This is a genomic window from Winogradskyella sp. Asnod2-B02-A (assembly GCF_045063645.1).
In the GTDB taxonomy this organism is placed as follows: domain Bacteria; phylum Bacteroidota; class Bacteroidia; order Flavobacteriales; family Flavobacteriaceae; genus Winogradskyella.
Map to the genome: position 1 here is coordinate 355,197 of NZ_JBEFOG010000026.1, position 23,937 is coordinate 379,133.

A 23,937-nucleotide genomic window follows, 5' to 3' on the forward strand; every position below is an offset into this window, starting at 1 on the left:
TTTAGTAATTTATTAATAATGTTAGTATCACTAAGCATTATTCAATCTGTCTTTTACAAATTCTATTTTAGTTTTTCCATGAGGAGCAGGTTTTCCATCTTCACCTAAATTAACCATGACTATATTATCTACGGTTATTATGGTTTCCCTTGTCATTTTGTTTCTTACTTCACTATGAATTGTTAAAGATGATTTTCCAAATTTTTTAACTCCAATGCCTATTTCTACAATATCACCTTGATTTGCAGATGACATAAAGTTAATTTCAGACATATATTTAGTGACTACTTTAGAGTTTTCTAATTGAATGGTTGCATAAAGTGCGGCTTCTTCATCTATCCAAGCTAAAAGTCGTCCTCCAAATAATGTACCATTTGGATTTAAGTCTTCAGGTTTTACCCATTTTCTAGTATGAAATCTCATATTTTTTTACGTTTTATATTGTGTTATTATCTTAATATAAAGATAGAACTTCCTACAAATTTAAAGGCTACAAATGCATTAGATTTATGAATATTAAAATGTACAATGTTAATAAGAGCGTTAACAAGATATTTTTTTAGCAAATTGAAGCATTAACTATTTGCTTAATTTTAATTCAGAATTAAACCTTAAACACGTAATTATGGCTTCTCGATTTAATGACTTATTATCTATTAGACCCCAAATTTTATCTGCCAGAGTTTACGATGGTATAGGTGCTGAAGAAGCATTTCAGAATAAAACTTTAAGGCCTATAATTAAACTACAGCACGATTTGCTTATTGCTGTTTTTAAGAATTATATAGCTAAACATAAAAATATTTTTCTCGATTTGTCTTTAGAAGAACAGATTAAATACATTACTAATGCAATTCAAAAAGACATAAAATTTAGAAATTCTTTAAAAGGAATGATTATTGGGCAATTTACGGTTGAAGAATATGAACTGTATATTAAAAATTCTTCGGCTTTAAACAAACGTATGATGGCCATTGTAAAAGAACGTTTAATTCACAGTATTCAACTTTTTGTTCAACCTAAAACACTACAGGCTTAATAGTCTGGTCTTAATGAAAATAAAAACACAACTTATAGAACTTTGCCAACGCTATGCTGATAAACGCGTTTTGGGTTATAAAAATGAGATAGAATTAATTAAAGAGTCTATTGAAAACAATGATAAAGTTAGTAATGAGGAAGATGATTCTGGTAATTCTAAATTATTAGATGATTTAGAAAAAAACATGACTTATCTAAATGATGCCAACAAAATGCGTGAGCAATTAAAATTGGTACGACCAAATTTAGTTTCTGAGGTAGCCGTTTTAGGAAGTTTGGTAAAAACGGATAGCATAACGTTTTTTATCGCCTTAAGTATTGGGAAAGTTGAACTTGAAACTGCTGAATATTACATTATTTCATTGGCTTCTCCATTAGGCCAACTATTAAAACATCGTAAAAAAGGAGACCAGTTTAAGTTTAACGATAAGAGTTATTTGGTTGAAGAAGTTTTATAAAATGGACTCACCATTTAAATTGGTGGTTAACACATCACTCATATAATTAAAAAAGGGTTTAATATTTTTAAAGGCATCATTAACATCATTTATAAAATGGTCTGAAAGCACTTCTTTATCTGTATATTTTTTAACGAAAATAAATTGCTTTCTTCTAATTAAATCAATGGCAGAATGCGCTTTATCAAAGCCCTTTGGTGCTGTTTTAAGTTCATCACCTGTAAAATTTCCCCAAGTAGATTTAAAGGTTTTGTCGTTTAAAATAGCGCGAATTTCACTATCATCCATTTCAAACTCTTTTCTTATGCGTAAAAGATCTTCTTTATTGGGATCCCAAAACCCTGTAGCAATAAAAGACTCATTATTTGGCTGTATATGTACATAATAACCTCCTCTTAATTCGGGTTTTTTTCTTGCAAACGAACCACCAAAATGTGTTTTGTAAGGCAATTTGTTTTTAGAAAATCTAACATCTCTGTAAATTCTAAAGATCTTAATCTTTTCAATTTGGTCGTAAGTACTCATCAATTCGCCTAAATGATTATAAACCTTTTTCATTTTCGCTTCAATAGCTTTAAATTCTGGTTTATGATCATTGAACCAGTCTCTATCATTATTTTTTTCTAGCTTATTAAAAAAGGTAAATACTTCTTTTGGTATGGAAAGACTCATTAGGGATTAGTGCTATTGGTTATAATAATTTCATTTATTTTATAAAAATATAAAAAGCCATCTTAACGATAGCTTTTTACATGTACTATTTAAAAAATTGTAGATTATTTAGTCTACTGCGTCTTCAACATCATCTGCTGCATCATCAATAGCATCACCAACGTCGTCTATGGCATCCTCAACTTTATCTTCAGTTGTTTTCTGCTCTCTACAACTAGTTGTCATTAAACTTAAACTAAATAAGGCTATAAATAAATAACTTAATTTTTTCATCTTTATATGATTTTAGTGATTAGTATATAATGTAAATATCGCTATCATCTTAATTTTATGTTAGCTCTAATTCTTTAATTTTTAACTTATAAAAAGAATAGTTTTTGATTTTTTAAAATTTATTAATTGTTTGTAAAAGCTTCATTCATGTTTGGCGCTTTTATATTTAATTTATTATCAAATTGTAAAGTTCTAATAGGGAAAGGAATATTAACACCTTCTTTATCATATGCTTTTTTAATTTCGATAATAGCAGTGGTTTTAGCTCTTAATTTTTCTAGCATACTTTCTGCATCAATCCAAAAACGACATAAATAGTTTATGGAACTATCTCCAAATTCTGTATAATAAAATTCTACATCTTCAGCAGATTTTACTTGATCAAAAGTACGCGCTATAACGTCTTTTGTTAACTGCTCTACCTTTTCTAAATCAGACTCATAACCTACTCCACATTCTATAAAAACTCTCATTTTTGTAGTTAGTGAATAGTTTTTTAATGGATTATCTAAAATGGTTTTATTCGGAATTATTACTACATTATTATCGGCTTCTTTTAATGTAAAGTCCTTAAGATTAATATCCATCACTTCTCCTGAATAACCTGAGGTTTCAACCCAGTGCCCTATTTGTATTTTTTTTCTAAAAGAAAGAATTAATCCGGCAAAAGTGTTAGCCAATGTACCTTGTAGCGCTAGACCAATAGCCAAACCAACAACACCTGCACCTGCAAGTAATGACGTTAAGGCTTTGCCTAAATTAAGAACACCAAGCGCCATAAAAAGCCCTAATGCTACAATAACAACTGCACTAACTCTAGAAATGGCTTGTTTTATAGACTCTTGCTCTACACGTTTATTTACTAATTTGTTGACTAATTTACTCACATATTTGGCGGCAAAGTAGGATGCTACCATAACCAAAATGGCTAAAACCATATTTGGAATGTTTTCTATAATAGCATTAAACCATCCTATTAATTTGTCAAATAAATTTCCTAGAGCTGTATTGAATTGTTCTTTCATGATATATTTATAATTAAGGTTTGAAGACATTTGAAGTATTAGAATTTTATACTTGAAACTTGTCTTCTACAAATATCGAAAGGATTAAATCATATGTTTTGCTCTTATACTATAAGTCTTGACTCTAATACAATGCTTAAAAATTTCAATTCAATTTCAAAGAATTGACGTTTTTCTAACTGAATAGCGGAAATTTTAATGAATATTAACTCGTAAAAAGCATATTAATTGTGTGAAATCAATGGCATTATGCATCATGAAAACACATTTTTATTTAATAAAAGACTGAGAGTTAATAAGATTTAGAAACGTGAATAACTTCATTAATAAATGTTATGAAATAAACTTGTGAGATTTAAGTTTTTTTCCTATCATGCACTATATTTAAAATAGACATTATATTTATGGGTAGACCAGCAACAAGACCAACAGCACTTAAGGACGGTTTTTATATTGAAATAAGAAATAAAGGCTCAAGATCAGGTGTAAAACTTTATAGCGGAACTAAATTACAGATGCATCGAGCTATAAAAATGTATGAACGCTCTAAAGAAGTGATGATATTAGGTGAATCTGTTAACGGAAAATTTGTGGACAAAGAGCCTAAATTACACGTAGCAGATTAAGTTTAAATTTTACTGATTTCTTCTAAAACTAAATACAATATGTTTTTCATTCAAAAATGATTGAAATCTTATTAAATTTTTATATAACATAAGTTGATTTAACTTATTATTAAAGAGAAAGAAGAATAACTAATTAGTATAATAACCAACCAAATTTAAAAAAGGCATTAGATTTTAATCTAATGCCTTTTTTAATGCTTCATAATTTAAGAGCTTTCATTCAAAATTTACAGAATGTAATATAAGACCAGAAGCTGGAGCAATATAATCCATTACTTCAGTACTTTCATTTTCTAAGGTTTCTTTAATATAATCTAAAGTTACCTCTCCTCTACCCAATTTTATGAGACAACCAAACATCAACCGGATTTGGTTTCGCATAAAACCTTTACCAATAACTTTAAATACATACGATTTCTCAGGAAAAAAATTAGCGGTATAAATATCGTTGTCTACTATTTCTGAAAATTCTATTGTTCTTAAATATTCACCTCTGTCAGTAGCGCGATAACAATACGTTTTAAAATTATGAGAGCCTTCAAATAATTTGGCTCCTTGTTTCATTAAATCAACATCTAACGGTTCGAGAATTGTAGTTAAAATAGGAGCGCAAAATGGATGATTTTTTCGACCTTCAGAAAACACATAATGATACTCTTTTAACTTAGAATCTTGAATAATATTAAAAGTTTTATCTACTTCTTCTATAGACAAAGCTCTAATATCTTGCGGTAAATTATGATTAAATAAATCTAAAAATGCATCAAAATCTTGAATTGGGTCGTTATAGATAAACAACTCTAAAGCGGCTTCATTAGCAGAAACCATGGCATCAGTTCGTCCGGCTCCTAAAGTCTTAAATCGTGTGTTTTGAAGTATATACTTTAATGTACGATCTATCATTAGATGCACCGTTTTAACATCAGGTTGCTTTTGCCAACCATGAAAACGATAGCCTAAATATTGTATTTTAATGAGATAATAATAACGTTTATCAAACATAATGGCAAGAACGCTAATTTCTAGAAGATTCCAAAAGCAATGCTTACTTTTATAATTCGAAATTTAAAAATAGTATGAGGATGTTAATCACTTATTATTATATGGAAATTTCTAATGTTTAATTCTGTGATGTAAACACACTTTCTAAATAGTATTAAAAGAACAAAGCTGCCATAATCATTGACTATGGCAGCTTTAATACATATAATTTTTTTCAAATTTTATCTAATAATCAATTTTTCTATTCGTTTTTCGTTGTTAGTACCATTTAACTCTAATATGTAAATTCCAGGACTTAAATGACTCACGTCTATAGTTTGGTTATTTGTTGAGTTATTTAAAGCATGAGTTAATATTAAACGACCATTAACATCATGTAATTGTGCTGTATTTTCATTTTGCAGTTGTCCTTCTATCACAATTGTTTTAGCAGTATTATTTGCGAAAATATTAATATCAGATAAGGTTGATTTAAGTGTGCTTAGAGCTTCACCTTCAAACCTAAGATAAAAACGTCCAATACCTGAAAGATCAGTATCTGCGGTTAATATATAATCTGTTGTATTTAATAATGTAAAAGAATTATTAAACGTATCTTCTAAATAGACACTGATGTCAGATGATAAATCAGTTTCAAGAATATGAAAAGTTAATTCTTGACCTTGAGCTGCATTTACTCCTAAAGGAACAATAACAGAATTCATAGCATCAGGACTGAAAGCTTGAACAGCAAGTGGCATACCTGTATTATTTTCAACTAAATTAGAATAGATTGAAAAGCTTGGGGCGTTTTCATTAAATATAGCGGCATCATAACCAGGATCAAAGCCTTGAGTTGCATTACTATTAAAATAAAAACCTGTACTAAAATTAGAATCTGTAGAATTTATATTTAATGATAAATAACCATAATGTGGAGAAGATGATTCTCTACCTAAAATAAAATCGTCAGAAGATCCTGTAGTACGCATTCTTGTTGTAAAATCGATAAGTCCACCACCAGATTTTGCTTTTACAAAGAAGGCTTGTCCTGGAGCGATTAATTCCGTTTCTGCTGGTGAATCTATAATGGCTTGATTCCATATAGTCCATCCGTTTGACATATCTCCGTCATAACCATAAATCGCTTGGTTGGAACCCACATCTAATTGTGATTTATTCAAAGAAAAGAAAGCATCAAAATCTAAATAAGATGGATACGGATTTCCAATTAAATTCCAAGATTTATCTAAACCATCATTAGATATTGGTATGTCTAAAACATCATCTGTTCTAACAATACCAGCAAAAATTAATGCGCTTCCATCTATTGTTGCTGCTCTAAAACCTTGTCCTGCTTCAATTGTAGTTGTTGCATTTGTTACAATATCGTAATTTTCATAAGCTCCAATAATTGCATTATAGGGTGCAAAAGCTCTTATAAATCCACTTGCTGCTAAGTTAGTAGAGTTTAAGGTTGCAAATGGATCAAATAATTGACCAGAAATTGGTGCTGAAATTAGATCATTTGTACCTATCTGTGCTGTATATCTACTATAGGTTACAGCTCCAATTATGGTACCATCAGAAATTAAACTAGAGTACTGCTGTGAAGTAGATTCTAAGTTAATTTCTGCTGTGGTTAGTGTAACACCGAGATCTATAGTTAAAGAAGCACCAGGTTTTATTGTTAAAATATTACAAATTGCGTTTGATGAAATGTTGGCAATACCAGATTCAATAATAATATCGTCAATTGAAGTAGCAAAAATTAAAGGGTCACTTGGAAACCAACCGTCATTATAGGTAAAGGTAATAGATGTTAATTCACTTCTTCCAGAATTAGCAGAGTCGTCTGCACTTATGGCTGAATTTGAATCAATTTCAGGCAAATTAAAAGCATTTGCAATGTCATTATTGCTAAAAGGTTTGTCTTGGGTAAAACTAATTTGATTTTGTAATTGATTTTGGATATCTAATCCTGGTTGTTGTTGCGCTTCTGATATATTGACAAAACACAACATACATAAAGAGGATAAAATAGGTGTAAAGTTTTTCATAAGATTGGGGTTATAGTTTGGTTAGTAATTCTTTACAACAAACTTATGAAAAGAGAAAAATTATCCGCTCAAACGCTAATTTAATCGTTTAAAAAAATAATATTTTCGATTAAATTGCTTTTTTTCCGACAAAGGTAATATTTACTCGACAAAGTGTTTCTTTTATTTCTTCGCTATATGCCTGATTTGGTTGCGTTTATACCTTTAACGTTAAACAGAATAAAAAAAACAGCCTTAAATTAAGTATAAGGCTGCCATATATTGTATTAAAATCTTGGTAACTAGTTAATAATTAACTTTTTTGTCTCTACACTATTAAAATTTGAAACTTTTACGATATAAATGCCAGTAGATAAATTTGAAACATTTAAATGATTTGACATTTTTGTTAAATCTAACTCTTGGCGCATCACTAATCTTCCTTGAATATCGTAAATACTAGCTTCAGTTTTGTTTTTTAACAAACCTTCAATAACGACTTCTTTTGGTATTGAATTGGTATAAATATGTAAACCATTCAAATCATTCTTTTTTGTAGATAATACATCAGATGAAAAACGCAAATAAAAACGGCCTATTCCATTCAATTCAGATACTGGCATAAATGTGTAGTCATTTGTACTAAGTAAAGTCAGTGTGTTTTCTACGGTATCATTTAAATACACATAAGTATTAGACGGTAAAGAAGACAAATCATCTATAGAAATGGTTATTGCTTCATTAGGTTGTGCTTTTACACCTAAAGGAATAATTATAGAACTAAGATCATCATAAGGTAAAGATTGTATAGCCATATCTAAACCTAAATTATTTTCCACAATATTTGAATATATTGAATAATCCGCAGCACTACCTAAATAAGAACCAGCATCGTAACCGATGTCCAAACCTCTTGTTGTTCCTTCAATAAAATATATTTGTGTTGAAGCGTTATTAGTTGCACTGATTAAATTCAATTTACATGAAGCTACATTAGTTGTGCTATTTCTTCCTGCAATAAAATCATCAGAAGTACCTGTAGTTCTCATACCTGTTGTAAAATCTACTAAACCACCTCCAGTTTTTGATTTTACAAAAAAGGCCTGACCAGGTGCTATTAATTCCGTAACAGTTCCGTCTGCAATAGTTGCTAAATTCCAAACGGTCCAACCATTAGATGCGTTACCATCATAACCATAAATGGCTTGGTATGCACTGCCAGAATCAAATTCACTGGCATTGGTAGTGAAAAAGGTATCAAAATCTATATATGATGGGTAAGGATTTCCAATTAAATTCCATGCAAAACCTGCAGATGCATCAGAAATTGGAACATCTAATATATCATTTGTTCTAACAGTACCTGTAAAAGTTAATGTACTTCCATCAGTTGTTGCTGCTCTATAGCCAATACCTGCATCCATTAAAGTTGATGCATTTGTGGTAACGTCAAAATTTTGATACGCTCCAACAGTTGTTTCATAAGTTGCAAAAGATCTTAAAGTACCAGAAGCTGGTAAATTAGTATTAGCAGTATCAAAGGAATTAAATGTCTGACCAACTACTGGTGCTGATATTAAATCATTTGTTCCAATTTGCGATGTATATCTGTTATAGTTTACAATTCCGGTGATTGTTCCATCAGATATTAAACTTGAAAAAAGTTGTGAAGTTGAATTTAAATCAACAGTTGCTACAGTTATTGTAACACCAGAATCTATTGTTAAAGACGCACCAGGATTTACGGTTATAGTATCACAATCTATATTAGCTGAAATATTTGCAGTTCCAGCATCAATTATAATGGTATCGGCAGAAGTTGAAGTGCCAACTGGGCTACTTGGTGACCAACCGTTATTATAAGTATATGTAGTTGCTCCACCAGGTTTTACATAAATAACGTAGTCTTCAGACTGACCATAAGATAAATTCATAGTACAAGGTGAGTTTATTAATGCCACACCATATTGGTCGTCTAAATCTTCTATTAGTCTAATTCTAACATAAGTATCGTAAGGAATAATTGTAGGATAATTAATGGGTATTGCGACTGTACTATTTGAAGCAATTTCATCTTGTAAATACTGTAATTCAGAATCATCATCAAAATCACCATCATTATTCCAATCAATCCAAACTCCTAGTTGATTAAAATTAGGCCCTACTTCAACATTTAAAGTATTAGATATAGATGTATCAATTTCATAGTTGTTTGAGCAACCTACAATGCCATCAACATTACCACCATCAATACCATTGGTAGAAGAAACATTTGTAATGCCATTTAATTCAACACTCATTATACCTGCATAATTATTAGCATCAGCAGTATTAGTGCTACATACTGCCATTGGTGCTACAAAACTTGTGTCAATTGGCACTGAACCTATAGAATTAACTATAGTTGTACCTTCCATAGACACTCTAGCTCTAGTTTTCTGATCATTAGTTAATCTGTCTGAACAATAATAATAACTCATAATATTATTAACAGTATTATTATCTACCCACGGATTTCCAGTACAACTATTAATTGCGGGACATGTACTTGTTTCTCTTCTATGTGGCACTGTATCTGCACAGCCATCACTATCAGTCCCAACTGTTTCATCTAACGGACAAGTGCTACCTGTGCCATCACCTTGAAAGGTATGATATAAATTAAAAAAATGACCTACTTCATGGACTACTGTACTATTATCACCATTAGAATTTAATCCCCAACCATTAGTATTACCTGGATCATAACCAAAAACAGTAGACATCATTACAGAACCGTGATTAGTTGCATTGTCATTATAAAAATAAGCATAGCCTTGAAAGCCATAGCCTCCATTATTTCCATCTAGTTCAGTTACAATCCAAATGTTGAAATAATCATTTTTTGGCCAACTACTTAATGCTACAATATCTTCATAACTTGCTCCATTGGTATTATTAACATTCACACCATAATTGGAATAACCTGCAAGTGTTGAAGCATCCATTCTGTTTATACCATTTGTTGCATTACAACTAGGATCTCTTTTAGCAAGCGTAAACTCTATTTCAAAATCTACAGGACTCGTTGGTATTTGACCTCTATAATAATCATTAAGATTATCTATGCTACTTTGAATTTGCGCATCAGAAATATTTGTTCCTGTCCCAACCGATTCCCCTAAATGCAAAACGTGAACCACAACTGGTATTGTTAAAATAGTACCTGCTGTAGACCTAGCGGAAAAATTGGAGTTCAATTTTGCATTCTTAATTTTTTCCTCTGCAAGTCTTTCTAATTCAATAAAATTAGAGTCTTCTAATTGTTTCTGTCTTTCATTATCAAAACCACATTGGTTTTGAGCATTAGTTATTGCAAAGCATATAAAGGCTAAAAACAATAAAAGCATATGTTTTATGGATGTCATAAGGTCGGTTTTGAGGCATTAAGTCGGTCAAAATACATCTTTTACCGATTAACACCAAGCATTATGTTATTCAATCTTTATAAATACTCTATATTATCTATTATTATAGTTTCAAAACTGTTTAATAAAAGACTATAATCATTTTAATAACGCAAAAATGATGAAACTAAAAAGGTCTTTTGATTTCTCAAAAGACCTTTTATTTAAGCTATAAATACTATTTATAAATCTAATTACTGATTTCCTAAAATAATAGGCAATCCGCTATCTCCAGAACCGATTATAATCGTTTTACTATTTGGTGATTCAGACAATTTAACTGTTGCCTCTATACCTTTATCTTGTAAAATCTTGTCTGTTAAAGATGCACTCAGAATTCTATTTGATTCTGCTTTACCTTTTGCTTCAATAATTACTTTCTCAGCTTCTTTTCTTGCGCTTTCAAGTCTAAATTCATATTCTAATGATTCTTGCTCTTGTTTTAATTTACGCTCAATTGCTTCTTTAATTGTAGGCGGTAAAGTAACATCTCTAATTAAAATATCATTTAATTGAATATATTGAGGTTCAACAATTTTTTTAGTCTCTTCAAAAATCTCTTCTTGTATAGCATCTCTTTTACTTGAGTATAATTGTTCTGGTGTATATCTACCAACAACACTTCTTGCTGCACTTCTAATAGCTGGCTGAAGTACACGACTTAAATAATCTTCACCTTTTTGGTTATGTAATTTTCCTAAACTTTTAACATCTGGTTGATACAGAATAGAAGCATCAAGTTTAATATCCAAACCATTAGATGATAAAACGGCCATTTTTTCTGCCACTTCTTGCTGACGTGTTTCATAATCAATCACCCTATTCCATGGTGCTATAACATGAAAACCAGGACCCAATGGTGCTTTATCTGGGTCTACACCTCCACTAAGTGTTTCGTATAAAACACCTGCATGACCTGAATCTAAGGTGACTGCAGATTTTGCTAAAATTATAATTAAAAGTACAATTCCGATTAATATCGGTAATCCAATCTTAGGTAATTTCTCCATTTCTTTATTTTTAAATTAATCCGTTATATTTTCTAATAAACCACTCTACAAATAGACTTAAAACTATTAAACCAAGTAGGTATTTCCAATCTATCAAAGGTACGATATTTTTAGTGCTTCTTTGTATGGTTTTATAACGGTTATCATTGAGCAGCTTGTTAATTAATATATCAGACTCTGAAGTAAAATAAACTTCTCCGTTACTGTTATTTGCTAATGTTTTAAGTTTAGAAATATCAGCATTTAAGAATTGCTGTTCCACATTATATTCTAAAACTTGAAAGCTACCAGAAATAGCAACAGATTCAGAATTATGCTTCACAGTAAAATCATATAAACCAGCTTCAATACCACTTAAATCTACTGTGTAATTGCCATTATTAAGTAACAGCGGCACTTCTTTTATCGTTTGTTTTTCTTTGTTTTTTACTACAATACTTAATGAGGCCGTATTATCAAATTCAAAATTTTTATTGAAATACTGTGCTGTAATAATTACATCATCATTGCCATTATAGAAAGATTTGTAATCTACATTAATACGGTTTCGTTTTTTGTTAGAACTAAGATATTGAACTAGTTTGCCCATAAAATTATCGAAATCCATAAAGCTTTCAGTATCCAAATAACTTTGTGCTCTCCATCTCCATATGCCTTCACCTAACAAAAGTGCATGCTTCATGTTATCAAACTCGTATGTGGCTAACATAGCATCACTAGTATTAATACCATTCACTGTTTTATATAAGATAATATCAGATGGAGCTGAAGATTTAAAACCTCCAAATTCTGATTGCAATGGTGGATAATTGCTGAAATCTATATTATCAATTATAAAAGTATTGTAATTTTTATTTAATTGGGGTTGAAAGTTTTCTGTTTGATTGGTTATTGACCAGAGTATATTTAGATTGGTATTATATAACAACTCATAATCTGTTGTTGTACCAGTAATAATAAAAGTATTTAATTTTTGATCTTTTATTTCTTTTAATATTGAATTAAAGCTACTGTTTGGCTGATATAATATAACCAATTGAAAATCATTAATTTTATTTAATAGTTCTTTGGGTTTTAAAATTGAAACGCTTCGTTGTTCATTGCTTTCAATAGACTTTTTTAATGCACCTAAGTCTGGATGCATACGATCGTAAACCAAAGCTATATTTGTTTTTTGATCTATAACTTCTACTCCAAAATTCTTGACGTTGTTAACAGTGTTCTTTTCGTTTTCTAATGGAACCAATTCAACACGATAGGTTTTTACGCCTACACTATTAGCCATTAAAGCTGTTGAAATAATTTGTGAAGTCTTAGAAGCGCTAAATTGGAGTGTTTTTTTAAATACCACACTGTTGCCAGACCATATTTTAAGTTCAGTATTTATAGTCGCTTTACCACTATAATTGGCAATAACTTCTACAGGAAACTTATTTTTTAGATACACATAGCGATTTACATTTAATTGTTTAATACTTATATCCGAATGTATTATTGAGTCCCCAAGAACTAATGGATAAATAGGTTGTTTGATGCTTTTTGCTATATAACTATAATCCGATCCGTATGTTTGATTTCCATCCGTTAAAACAACAATTGGTGCTGTTTGGTTGGCATATATCTCACCAAATTGCTTTAATGCCAATGTTAAATTAGATTGACGCTCATTAAAATTTAAACTATCTAATGTACCAACCGATTTGCCAAAGCTATAAGCTTTAATATCAAAACGTTCATTGATTTCTGAATTGCGTTTTAAAGCATTTAGCACTTCCCTAGCCTTCTCATCTTGTTTTAAATACAAAATAGATTCAGAATTGTCTACAGCTACAACTAATGTTGGCTTTTCATCAAAATATGTAAAGGATTCAAATTTTGGATTAATAAGCAAAAGTAATATGCCAAAAACAGCAATTGCTCGCAATGCTGCGAGCACGTATTTTAGATTACTTTTTAATTTCGATTTATATAAATACTGAAACAGCGCTAATGAAAGCGCTGCTATTCCAGCTAAAATAATATATAATAGAGTTTCAGAACTCATTAAATTTTAATATAAATAAAAGACTATTGACGTTGCAGTCATAATCAATTTAGGTTAACATTCCACCATCAACATTTAGTGTTTGCCCTGTAATATAAGCACTTAAATCACTTGCTAAAAATACACAAGCATTAGCAATATCTTCTGGTGTACCTCCTCTTTTTAGAGGAATAGCACTTCTCCAGCCTTTTACAGTTTCTTCGTCTAACTTTGCTGTCATTTCTGTTTCAATAAAACCAGGTGCGATGACATTACTTCTAATATTACGAGAGCCTAATTCTAATGCTACTGATTTAGAGAAACCTATAATTCCTGCTTTAGATGCTGCGTAATTTGTTTGTCCTGCATTTCCTTTTACACCAACTACAGAGCTCATATTAATAATTGAGCCTTTACGTTGTTTTAGCATGGTTCGCTGTACGGCTTTAGTCATGTTAAAAACAGATTTAAGATTCACTTCAATGACTTTATCAAAATCCTCTTCTCCCATTCTCATTAAGAGATTATCTTTTGTAATACCAGCATTGTTTACTAAAATATCTATGGCTCCAAAATCAGCAAGGACATCTTCAGCCAATTTTTGAGATTCATTAAAATCAGCAGCATTACTTTGGTAGCCTTTAGCTTTTATTCCTTTAGAATTTAATTCTTTTTCTAGTTCATTAGCCGCCTCAACCGATGAGCTATAAGTAAAAGCAACATTTGCTCCATGGTCTGCAAATACTTCTGCAATCCCCTTTCCTATACCTCTACTTGCGCCTGTGATTATGGCTGTTTTTCCTTCTAAAAGTTTCATAATTTAATATGTTTGGTTAGTTTATTTACAAGTTAGTGTTCAAGTTGTAGTTTTCTTAAATGATGATTACGATTCTAGTTTCAACTATAAATAAGTTAGAAATTAGATAACTAAAATTTAAGACGGTCTGAACAGTTTCAAATATACCAATTACTACGAGTATGAATAAAAAAAAACCTCATATTTTAACATAAATATGAGGTTTCATCTCTTAACTAATTAAAGTACTATTGCTTTAACTCTTCAGGTTGATTATAATTAAAAAGATAATCTATATCTAATTCTTTAATGGCTCCTAATTTGCTTAAAGCTTCAAAATCCATATCTTTTTTATTTCCAATTACCATAACATTGTACTTTTCTCCTTTAATGTTAGAGTTAAAGAATGACTTTAGGTCTTCCATGGTCATGTTATTTATGGCATCGTATATTTCTTTACGGTTGTCATTGTCAATACCACGTTTTTTCAATCCTTCGTAAGTCCAAAAAATATTAGATTTTGTGATACGCTCTGAAGCAATTTTCTTTAAAGTTGCTTCTTTAGCTTGATTAAATTGATCTTCTGCTTCTGGCATATTAGTCATTAATTCCATCATAGCACCAACGGCTTGCTCTAATTTATTAGCTTGTGTACCAACATAAGCCATAGTATAATTTGGCTGGCCTGCTTCTCTTGCATTATTATAACTTGAAAATGCAGAATAAGCTAAAGATTTAGATTCTCTAATTTCTTGAAAAACTATTGAAGATAATCCACTTCCAAAATAAGTATTAAACAATTGCGAAGCTGCCATTTTTTCTGGACTGAACTCTTCTCCTTTTGCTAGTAATAAGATTTCGCTTTGTACCATATCATAATCTACAAAGTAAACGTTACCACCAGTTTCTAAGTTAGTGTATTCTACTTTTTCAGGATAATCTAATAAAGTTTCAGGTATGTTATGATGTTTATTAAGTGCTACTTTTGCTTCGTCAACAGCATTTCCGTAATAGAAAACACGTTGTTTGTATGCACGCATCTCTTTAATTTTGTTTACTAATTCCGTTGGGCTAATAGCTTTTAATTGTACCTCAGAATAAATATTTCTCAATCTAGAATTTTCGCCATATTGACCGTAATTCATTAATCCATTCCAGAAAATATTCCCTTTTTGAGTTTTACCATCTTCTCTTTCTTTTAAAATACTCTCAACATATTTATCATAAGTTTCTTGATTTGGCTCAGCATTATTCCATAAATGTTCTAAAAGTATTAAACCAGCATCAAGGTTTTCTTTTAATCCAGAAATACCAATGTATGTTTTGTCATTTGATGATGATACATTGTAGCTAATTCCTATTTTATAAAATTCTTGTTTTAATTGTTCTGGTGTGTATTTTTCTGTACCTAAATAATCTAAATAACCAGCAGCAAGAGATACCATTCTGTCGTTATCTTGTCCCATATCAAAAATGATATTCAAATTAAAAATATCATTGTTAGGGTTTTCTACATACGATACTTTTAGTCCATTATCTGTACTAGCTTCCTTAATTGCTGTTTTATAATCAACAAATTGTGGTTTTAAATCTGGTGAAGTCATTTCGTTTAAAGACTTTAAAAACTCAGATTCTTTACCTCTATTTAATTCAATTGGTGTGATTCCTGGATTCTCAACTTTTACAATTGATTTGTCTTCTCCTTTAAGCTTATGCACTTCTACATAATTGTTACCATAAAAAGAATTAGCAAAGTCAACAACTTCTTGCTTAGTGATTTTTTTCATTTCATCAAGCATTTTTAAACGATTGTTCCAGTCTTGTTCACCAATAAAGGCATCTAAATAAGCGTAAGCTGTTGCAGATCCATTTTCGTACTGTCTAATTTGAGATAAACGCATATCATTAATAACAGCATCTAATAGCCAATCTTCAAATTCTCCTTTTTTAATTTTGTCTATTTGCACTAATAAAAGGTCTCTAACTTCATCTAAAGATTGATTCGCTTTTGGAGAACCGTATAGTAAATGAAACCCATAATCATTGTCAAAATTTGTAAACGATGATGCATTTTGAACCAATTGTTTTTGGTTAAGGTTTAAATCTATTAATCCAGCCTGAGAATTTGCAAGCATATAATCTACTAAATTTAATATCACTTCTTGGTCAGACCCTTTTCCTTTACCTCTAAAAGCAACATAAACAGATTCTGAAGTTGGTCCTAAAACTTCTTTTTTAACTGGTGTTGTAATTGGTTCTAATTCTGGAAAAGTAGGATGATTCACCTCTTTTTTCTCATAACTACCAAAAGCGTCATTTACTTTTTTAATAGTAGCATCAAAATCTAAATCACCAACCATTATTACAGCCATATTATTTGGCACATAGTACTTATCAAAATACGAATTAATGGCTTCCATAGATGGATTTTTTAAATGCTCAGATATACCAATTGTAGATTGTGTTCCGTAAGGATGTGTTGGAAATAATCCTTCGAGTGTCGCAAAATATTGCTTACGACCATCACTGTCTTGTCCTCTATTAAATTCTTCATAAACAGCTTCTAATTCTGTATGAAATAAACGTAATACTAATTTGCTAAAACGTTCGCTTTCTATTTTTAACCATTTGTCTACTTCGTTAGATGGAATTTTATTGACATAAACGGTTTGTTCATTAGATGTAAAAGCATTTGTGCCTTCAGCTCCCAGTGAACTTAGCATTTTATCATACTCATTCGCTATTGATAATTTTGAAGCTTCTAAAGAAATCTCATCTATTTTTTTATAAATAGCCTTTTTCTTTTCTGGGTCTTGTTCTTTTTTATGTTCTTCATATAAATCTGAAATCTGTTTGATGAGTTTAGACTCTTCTTCATAATCTGTAGTACCAATTTTATCGGTTCCTTTAAAAACCATATGCTCTAGATAATGAGCCAAACCTGTGTTATCTGCAGGATCATAAGTAGAACCTGCTCTAACAGCTATAAGTGTTTGTATTTTTGGCTCTTCATCATTTTTACCTAAATAGACTTTAAGACCATTATCTAAAGTGTAAAGGCGCAAACCTGTTGGGTCGTTGGCAACAGTTTCATAATTAAAACCATTAGCATCTTGATTTGTTTCAATGGCATAAGCCATTTTTTTGTCATTGTTTTCAGTCTTACAACCAAAAACCACTGCAATCATAGAGAGCAGTAATAGTGTTTTGATGATTTTCATTTTTTGATTTAGTTGATTTAATTGATAAGTTTAATGCATAAAAAAATCCATTAGCTAAATATAGCTAATGGATTAATAACGTAAGTTATTTGAATATATTTTAACAGAAATTTAGCCTAAAACCTCTTTGACTTTCTTTCCTATTTCAGCAGGAGAATCTACAACGTGAATTCCACAAGCTCTCATAATTTTCTTTTTGGCTTGAGCAGTATCATCACTACCACCTACAATTGCACCAGCATGTCCCATTGTACGACCTGCAGGAGCTGTTTCACCAGCGATAAAACCAATAACTGGTTTTTTACTTCCACTTTCTTTGTACCAATGTGCAGCATCTGCTTCTAATTGACCACCTATTTCACCAATCATAACCACAGCTTCTGTTTCTGGGTCATTAATTAATAATTCTACAGCTTCTTTTGTTGTAGTTCCAATAATTGGATCACCACCAATACCAATTGCAGTTGTAATACCTAAACCTTGTTTTACAACTTGGTCAGCAGCTTCGTATGTTAATGTACCTGATTTAGAAACGATACCAACAGTACCTTTTTTGAATACAAAACCTGGCATAATACCAACTTTAGCTTCACCCGGAGTAATAACACCAGGACAGTTAGGACCAATTAAACGACAGTCTTTATTTTTTATATAATTTGAAGCTTTAATCATATCTGCAACTGGAATACCTTCAGTAATTGTAATAATTACTTTGATACCAGCATCTGCAGCTTCCATAATAGCGTCTGCAGCAAAAGCAGGTGGTACAAAAATAATGGTAGTATCAGCGCCTACTTTTTCAACAGCTTCAGAAACTGTATTAAATACGGGTTTATCTAGATGAGTTTGACCACCTTTCCCAGGAGTTACACCTCCTACGACGTTTGTACCATATTCAATCATTTGACCAGCGTGAAAAGTCCCTTCACTACCTGTAAAACCTTGAACTATAATATTAGAATTCTTATTAACTAAAACGCTCATTTGATATTGTTGTTTTTAAGTTTTATAATTTTGTTGCACAAAAATAAGAGATTTATTATGCAAAACCGACCTCTTTTATATTTTTCTTTCAGCGTAATATGCCATACTTTCAAAATTGTTTCATCTGCTGGTAGGCTGATTTAAAAACCACGATATTATTTATCTTCTTTAATTACCTCTTAAATGTGTAAATTTAAAATGAAGGTAATTGTATGATTGACCTGTACCTTTAAAAATATCTTTGATCTCTTTATTATTCAGCATTACAAATTCTAGACTAGTTGTCTAATACAATTCACAATCTTTATGAAAATACTGATAAACTACCTTAATATTATTTGCTAAATCGCACTCATAAAATGCTTTAACAAATTCCTTAGCAGATATTATAAGTTTTTTAATTTTTGAAGTATTTCGGGAATTTTTTTAGCATATGCTCTTTCTTTGAAAAAAGCTCTTGCTTCAATAGCAGGAGAACCAAAGTATGTTTTTCCTTCCTCTGTAGTTTGCCCTAATCCAGATTGTGCATATATTACTGTTCCTTTAGCTATTGTGATTCCACTTTTAACTCCAACCTGTCCCCAAAGTGTAACATTGTCTTCAACTACAACGCAACCAGCAATTGCAGTATGTGATGCAATTAAACATTTTTTACCCAAAACAGTATCATGACCAATTTGAATATGATTATCTAGTTTAGAACCTTCACCAATGGTTGTATCACCTGTTACGCCTCTATCAATGGTGCATAATGCGCCTATATCAACATGGTCTTCAATGATTACACGACCACCAGATTTTAATTGATCGTATCCTTCTGGTCTGTTTTTGTAGTAAAACGCACTTGCGCCTAAAACACTACCAGAATGAATAGTTACATGATCTCCGATTATAGCATCATCATAAATACTAACATTGGCATGAATGATACAGTTTTTACCTATAGTAACATTATTACCAATAAAACAATTTGGTTGTATAATTGTGCCTTCACCAATTATGGCATCACTTGCAATAGCAGAGCTAGCAGACTTAAAAGGTTTAAAATGTGAAGTAAGTTTATTAAAATCTCTAAATGGATCATCTGATATTAAAAGCGCTTTACCTTCAGGGCATTCTACATCTTTATTAATAAGCACAATAGTTGCAGCTGATTCTAGAGCTTTGTCGTAATATTTAGGATGATCTACAAAAACAATATCACCTGGTTCTACCACATGAATTTCATTAATACCTAGAATTTCAAAATCTTCTGATCCTTTAAATTCACAATCAATTAATGTTGCAACTTGCTTTAAAGTATATGGTTTAGGAAATTTCATGTTGTTGTTTTCAGTTGATGATCTTTAGTCTAGAGCGAGCAATGCTAAATTTAACTAGAGCTTATTTATTCTTTAACTCGTTCTTTGTAAGTTCCTTTATCAGTTTCAACTTTAATTTTATCACCTTCATTTATAAATAAAGGCACATTAACTTCTGCTCCAGACTCAACAGTAGCTGGCTTAGTAGCATTAGTTGCTGTATTCCCTTTTACTCCTGGTTCTGTTGCTGTAACTTCTAATATAACAGATGCTGGTAAATCTACTGAAAGTGGCATGTTGTCTTCAGTGTTAATTTGAATAGTTACCACTTCTCCTTCTTTCATTAAATCGGTTCTATCAATAGCAGATTCTAATAATCTTATTTGAGTGTAATCTGCTTCATTCATAAAATGATAAAATTCACCATCATTATACAAATATTGAAATTTGTGCGTTTCTACACGTACATCTTCAATTTTATGACCAGCAGAAAATGTATTGTCTAATACTTTACCTGTGGTTACACTTTTCATTTTGGTTCTTACAAAAGCAGGTCCTTTGCCTGGTTTTACATGAAGAAATTCTACGATTTTATAAATGTCGTTGTTGTACCTTATACATAATCCGTTTCTAATATCTGAAGTACTTGCCATAAGTTATATTGTTGTTTTGTTATTTAGTTATTGGTTGCTGAGATTTTATCCTTCAGCATATTTTTATATCTATGAATTAATTCGATTTGAAATAACCTTTCATAATTCCACGATGCGAATTCTTAATAAATTGAAGAATCTCATCACGCTCAGGAGTGGCTTCCATTTCAGCTTCAATTAAATCTGAAGCTTGAGTATTATTATAATTCTTTTGATATAACATTCTGTAGATGTTCTGAATCTCTCTGATTTTTTCCGTGCTGTATCCTCTTCGTCTTAATCCTACTGAATTAATTCCTACATACGATAATGGCTCTCTACCCGCTTTAACAAAAGGAGGTACATCTTTACGTACTAGAGATCCTCCAGTTACAAAGGCATGATTTCCAATTGAACAGAATTGATGAACAGCTGTCATACCTGCTAAAATCACGTAATCACCTACAGTAATATGGCCTGCAAGGGTACTATTGTTAGAAAAAATACAATTGTTTCCCACAATACAGTCATGCGCTATATGGCAGTAAGCCATTATAAGACAATTATTACCAACAACAGTTTTCATTCTGTCAGTTGTACCTCTATTTATGGTAACACACTCTCGAATAGTGACATTATCACCAATTTCTACAGTAGTGTCTTCATCATTATATTTTAAATCTTGTGGTACAGCTGAGATCACAGCTCCTGGAAAAATATTACAGTTTTTTCCTATACGTGCACCTTCCATAATGGTAACATTACTTCCAATCCAAGTACCTTCTCCAATCTTTACATTATTATGAATAGTTGTAAAAGGTTCTATTACTACATTCTTTGCAATCTTTGCACCAGGATGTACGTATGCTAACGGTTGGTTCATTATTCTAGTTTTTATTTTGATAAAGTATAAAATGAATGCTTCTCTATTATATAGATAGCTTGAAGTTCAATTCAAATATATTACTTAACTTTTGATATTTGTGCCATTAATTCAGCTTCTGCACATAATTTACCATTGGTATAGGCGTAACCTTGCATATGGCAAATACCTCTTCTTATTGGTGTAATTAATGAACATTTGAATATTAATGTATCTCCAGGAACTACTTTTTGCTTGAATTTCACCTTATCCATTTTCATGAAAAAGGTTAAGTAATTTTCAGGATCTGGTACAGTACTGAGTACTAAAATACCACCTGTTTGTGCCATAGCTTCAACTATTAAAACACCTGGCATTACTGGTGCGCCTGGAAAATGACCTTTAAAGAACTCTTCATTCATGGTCACATTCTTCATACCAATAACATGGTTGTCTGTTAATTCATAAACCTTATCTATTAATAAGAAAGGTTGTCTGTGTGGCAACATGTCCATTATTTGATTCACATCCATTAATGGTTCTGAATTCAAATCGATTTGAGGCACATTATTGCGTCTTTCATTCTTAATTAATTTAGACATTTTTTTTGCGAATTGTGTATTCACAAAATGACCAGGTTTATTAGCAATAACTTTACCTCTAATACGAGTACCTATTAAGGCTAAATCACCAACAACATCTAATAATTTATGTCTTGCTGCTTCATTAGGATAGTGTAATGTAAGGTTATCTAAAATGCCATTAGGTTTTACGGCTATATTGTCTTTATTGAATGCAATTCTTAATTTCTCCATTGTTTTAGGAGACAATTCTTTATCTACATAGACAATGGCATTATTTAAGTCTCCACCTTTAATTAAGCCGTGCTCAAGTAACATTTCAATTTCATGAAGAAAGCTAAAGGTTCTAGCTCCTGATATATCAGTTTTAAAATCTGATATAGAATTTAGCGTCGCATTTTGTGTCCCTAAAACTTTAGTGCCAAAATCTACCATTGTGGTTATTTGGTATGAACTTGATGGCATTAAAATGATTTCACTTCCTGTTTCTTCATCTGCATAAGATACCACTTGGGTTACTTCATATTCTTCCCTAAAAGCATCTTGTTCTATAATGCCTGCTTTTTCAATAGCTTCTACAAAGAATTTAGATGACCCATCCATAATTGGAGGTTCTGATGCATCTAATTCAATTATTGCATTATCAAGATCTAAACCAACCAATGCTGCTAAAACATGCTCGCAAGTTTGAATAGTAACTCCATTCTTCTCCATACAAGTACCACGTTGTGTACTAGTAACGTAATTTGCATCAGCTTCAATTTTAGGATTGCCTTCTAGATCTGTTCGTTGAAAAACAAATCCAGAATTCTCTACTCCTGGTTTAAAAACTAATTTAACATCTGCACCTGTATGAAGCCCTACTCCTGTAAGTGTTACTTCCTTTTCAATGGTTTTTTGTTTGATTTCTGTTTTAATTATTGCCATCTACTTTTTTTTCTAATTCGTTAATAGTTTTTGCAAGCTTAGGTAAATTTTTAAAATAAACATAAGATTTATTCCAATCAGAATATCCAAAAGATGGTGAGCCTTGTAAGACTTCATTATCTTTTACATTTCGTCCAATTCCGGATTGGGCTTGTACTTTTACATTATTTCCAATGATTAAATGACCAGCAATACCAACTTGTCCTCCAATTTGGCAATGTTCACCTATTTTTGTAGAACCAGCTACTCCTGTTTGTGCAGCAATTACTGTGTTTTTACCGATTTCTACATTGTGTGCAATTTGTATTTGATTATCTAGTTTTACACCAGATCTTATAATGGTAGAACCCATTGTTGCACGATCAATGGTTGTGCCTGCACCAATATCTACATAATCCTCTAAAATAACATTTCCTATTTGAGGGATTTTAGAATAACCTCCATCTTTAGTAGGTGCGAAACCAAATCCATCTGCACCAATAATAACACCTGAATTTATAACACAGTTTTTACCAATTATGCAATCTGAGTATATCTTTCCTCCAGGAAAAATAGTGGTATTGTCTCCTATTTGTACATTATCACCGATGTAAGCGCTTGGATAAACCTTTACATTATCACCAATTTCTACATTATTACCAATGTAAGCAAAGGCACCAACATATATGTTCTCTGGTAATTTAGTGGTTTCTGCAATATAAGAAGGTTGTTCAATTCCAGATTTATTTGATTTTATACGATCGTAATATTCTAATAATTTAGAGAAACCTTCATAAGCATCTTCTACCTTAATAAGTGTAGTTAAAATTGGTTTTTCTGGTTGAAAATTATCATTAACAATTGTAATGGACGCTTCTGTGGTATATATATAAGGTGTATACTTTAGATTAGATAAAAAAGTTAATGAACCGTGAGTTCCCTCTTCAATTTTAGAGAGCTTAAAAACTTCAACGTTAGGATCACCAACAACTGTTCCGTCTAAAATACCTGCTATTTGTTCTGCTGTAAATTTCAATAATTTTATTTTAAAGTCATGTTG

At 31.0% G+C, this 23,937-nt stretch carries 20 protein-coding genes; 3 read left to right on the top strand and 17 right to left on the bottom strand.

Annotated features, from left to right (window positions below):
* Positions 1-30: 30 nt before the first annotated feature.
* Entirely contained in the window at positions 31-423 is a 393-nt protein-coding gene (locus ACJJVO_RS05075) for an acyl-CoA thioesterase (protein ID WP_405571234.1), read from the bottom strand.
* A gap of 202 nt (positions 424-625) precedes the next feature.
* Between ACJJVO_RS05075 and ACJJVO_RS05080 the strand changes: the two genes are divergently transcribed.
* A complete protein-coding gene (locus tag ACJJVO_RS05080) occupies positions 626-1,039 on the top strand; it encodes a glyoxalase (RefSeq protein ID WP_405571237.1) in 414 nt (137 codons plus the stop codon).
* A gap of 13 nt (positions 1,040-1,052) precedes the next feature.
* The gene (locus ACJJVO_RS05085) at positions 1,053-1,499 is read left to right on the top strand and encodes a hypothetical protein (RefSeq protein WP_405571239.1); all 447 of its coding nucleotides are present in this window, start codon (positions 1,053-1,055) and stop codon (positions 1,497-1,499) included.
* Here the strand turns inward: ACJJVO_RS05085 and ACJJVO_RS05090 are convergent.
* From ACJJVO_RS05090 to ACJJVO_RS05100, 3 genes are all read right to left on the bottom strand, one after another.
* Entirely contained in the window at positions 1,494-2,171 is a 678-nt protein-coding gene (locus ACJJVO_RS05090) for a DUF2461 domain-containing protein (RefSeq protein ID WP_405571241.1), read from the bottom strand. The two genes, ACJJVO_RS05085 and ACJJVO_RS05090, sit on opposite strands and share 6 nt — an antisense overlap.
* A 108-nt stretch (positions 2,172-2,279) precedes the next feature.
* Entirely contained in the window at positions 2,280-2,444 is a 165-nt protein-coding gene (locus ACJJVO_RS05095) for a hypothetical protein (RefSeq protein ID WP_405571244.1), read from the bottom strand.
* A gap of 122 nt (positions 2,445-2,566) precedes the next feature.
* Positions 2,567-3,469, bottom strand: a complete 903-nt coding sequence (locus ACJJVO_RS05100) for a mechanosensitive ion channel family protein (RefSeq protein ID WP_405571245.1) — start codon at positions 3,467-3,469, stop codon at positions 2,567-2,569.
* A 404-nt stretch (positions 3,470-3,873) separates the two neighbouring features.
* Here ACJJVO_RS05100 and ACJJVO_RS05105 point away from each other — a divergent pair, with 404 nt between their 5' ends.
* The gene (locus ACJJVO_RS05105; protein WP_115816621.1) at positions 3,874-4,095 is read left to right on the top strand and encodes a hypothetical protein; all 222 of its coding nucleotides are present in this window, start codon (positions 3,874-3,876) and stop codon (positions 4,093-4,095) included.
* Positions 4,096-4,311: 216 nt separating this feature from the next.
* Here the strand turns inward: ACJJVO_RS05105 and truA are convergent, their stop codons facing one another.
* From truA to lpxD, 13 genes are all read right to left on the bottom strand, one after another.
* Positions 4,312-5,097, bottom strand: coding sequence for a tRNA pseudouridine(38-40) synthase TruA (gene truA, locus ACJJVO_RS05110; protein WP_405571248.1), 786 nt, complete (start codon positions 5,095-5,097; stop codon positions 4,312-4,314).
* A gap of 221 nt (positions 5,098-5,318) precedes the next feature.
* A complete protein-coding gene (locus ACJJVO_RS05115) occupies positions 5,319-7,136 on the bottom strand; it encodes a T9SS type A sorting domain-containing protein (protein ID WP_405571250.1) in 1,818 nt (605 codons plus the stop codon).
* Positions 7,137-7,417: 281 nt separating this feature from the next.
* Positions 7,418-10,522, bottom strand: coding sequence for a GEVED domain-containing protein (locus tag ACJJVO_RS05120; protein WP_405571252.1), 3,105 nt, complete (start codon positions 10,520-10,522; stop codon positions 7,418-7,420).
* Positions 10,523-10,755: 233 nt separating this feature from the next.
* Positions 10,756-11,571 (bottom strand): prohibitin family protein, encoded by an 816-nt coding sequence (locus ACJJVO_RS05125; RefSeq protein ID WP_405571254.1) that lies wholly within the window; start codon positions 11,569-11,571, stop codon positions 10,756-10,758.
* 10 nt (positions 11,572-11,581) lie between these two features.
* Positions 11,582-13,615: a VWA domain-containing protein gene (locus ACJJVO_RS05130; RefSeq protein WP_405571256.1), complete on the bottom strand. Its 2,034-nt coding sequence runs from the start codon at positions 13,613-13,615 to the stop codon at positions 11,582-11,584.
* 49 nt (positions 13,616-13,664) lie between these two features.
* Positions 13,665-14,411, bottom strand: coding sequence for a 3-oxoacyl-[acyl-carrier-protein] reductase (fabG, locus tag ACJJVO_RS05135; protein ID WP_405571258.1), 747 nt, complete (start codon positions 14,409-14,411; stop codon positions 13,665-13,667).
* A 227-nt stretch (positions 14,412-14,638) separates the two neighbouring features.
* Entirely contained in the window at positions 14,639-17,611 is a 2,973-nt protein-coding gene (locus ACJJVO_RS05140) for a M16 family metallopeptidase (RefSeq protein WP_405571260.1), read from the bottom strand.
* Between the two features lie 111 nt (positions 17,612-17,722).
* Positions 17,723-18,595 carry a succinate--CoA ligase subunit alpha gene (gene sucD, locus ACJJVO_RS05145; protein WP_405571261.1) on the bottom strand — a complete coding sequence of 291 codons (873 nt, stop codon included), beginning with the start codon at positions 18,593-18,595 and terminating at the stop codon, positions 17,723-17,725.
* 386 nt (positions 18,596-18,981) lie between these two features.
* The gene (locus ACJJVO_RS05150; protein ID WP_405571263.1) at positions 18,982-19,917 is read right to left on the bottom strand and encodes a UDP-3-O-(3-hydroxymyristoyl)glucosamine N-acyltransferase; all 936 of its coding nucleotides are present in this window, start codon (positions 19,915-19,917) and stop codon (positions 18,982-18,984) included.
* A 65-nt stretch (positions 19,918-19,982) separates the two neighbouring features.
* A complete protein-coding gene (gene efp / locus ACJJVO_RS05155; RefSeq protein ID WP_405571265.1) occupies positions 19,983-20,549 on the bottom strand; it encodes an elongation factor P in 567 nt (188 codons plus the stop codon).
* A gap of 76 nt (positions 20,550-20,625) precedes the next feature.
* Positions 20,626-21,411, bottom strand: a complete 786-nt coding sequence (gene lpxA, locus ACJJVO_RS05160; RefSeq protein WP_405571267.1) for an acyl-ACP--UDP-N-acetylglucosamine O-acyltransferase — start codon at positions 21,409-21,411, stop codon at positions 20,626-20,628.
* 80 nt (positions 21,412-21,491) lie between these two features.
* Positions 21,492-22,898, bottom strand: coding sequence for a bifunctional UDP-3-O-[3-hydroxymyristoyl] N-acetylglucosamine deacetylase/3-hydroxyacyl-ACP dehydratase (locus tag ACJJVO_RS05165; protein WP_405571268.1), 1,407 nt, complete (start codon positions 22,896-22,898; stop codon positions 21,492-21,494).
* Positions 22,885-23,913, bottom strand: a complete 1,029-nt coding sequence (gene lpxD / locus ACJJVO_RS05170; RefSeq protein ID WP_405571270.1) for a UDP-3-O-(3-hydroxymyristoyl)glucosamine N-acyltransferase — start codon at positions 23,911-23,913, stop codon at positions 22,885-22,887. The genes ACJJVO_RS05165 and lpxD overlap by 14 nt, the downstream gene beginning before the upstream one ends.
* Positions 23,914-23,937: the final 24 nt, after the last annotated feature.